General features: G+C 44.3%; 2 protein-coding genes. One reads left to right on the forward strand and one right to left on the reverse strand.

Annotated elements, in window-relative coordinates:
• On the forward strand, positions 1 to 517 hold a 517-nt coding region (dacB, locus tag R7R24_RS27740), incomplete at its 5' end, for a D-alanyl-D-alanine carboxypeptidase/D-alanyl-D-alanine-endopeptidase (protein WP_318120283.1).
• On the opposite strand, the gene R7R24_RS27745 is transcribed toward dacB, so the two are convergent.
• Positions 496 to 644 (reverse strand): magnesium transporter (locus R7R24_RS27745; RefSeq protein WP_318120284.1); only part of this gene is annotated, 149 nt, incomplete at its 5' end. The two genes, dacB and R7R24_RS27745, sit on opposite strands and share 22 nt — an antisense overlap.

Genomic DNA, 644 nt, shown 5'->3' on the forward strand with positions numbered 1-644 from the left:
AACGAAAACATTGGGTGCGAAGTTTTTTGTTCAACCCGGAAGTTTTACCAATGGTACAGAAGCGATCAAACAGATCATTTTCGCCAATACTGGCATCGATATTCGTAACGCACGCTTGGAAGATGGATCGGGCCTTTCAAGAAACAACCGTATTTCTGCGACCAAAATGGCGGAAATCCTACGTTATATCTGGAAAAACGAAAAAACACTGAAGCTGATTGCCATCATGCCTAAATCAGGCGAGTCGGGTACGCTGCAATACCGCCAAAGCATGCGGAATGCCCCAATTAAAGGTCAACTGATTGCGAAGAGTGGTTCATTGTACGGAACCTACAACATGGCGGGTTATGGTTTAGATAAAAATGGCCAGCCGAATACTATTTTCGTCCAGTTTGTCTCAGACTACTTCCCAGAAAAAAGGGACGATAACAAACCTGTCATCGCCCCTATTACGCATTTTGAGCAGTTATTTTACCGTGACATCGTGAATTTTAGTCAGGCGATACCTAAGAAGTAATTCACCACAGTAAAGTAAATCCACATACCTGATATATCAACGATTGATGCAAGCACAGGGCTCACCAATACGGCTGGGTCTAGCTTGCAAGCACGGGCAATTATTGGCAACAAACCGCCAAGCGTTG

It is taken from the genome of Vibrio sp. 704, assembly GCF_033339295.1.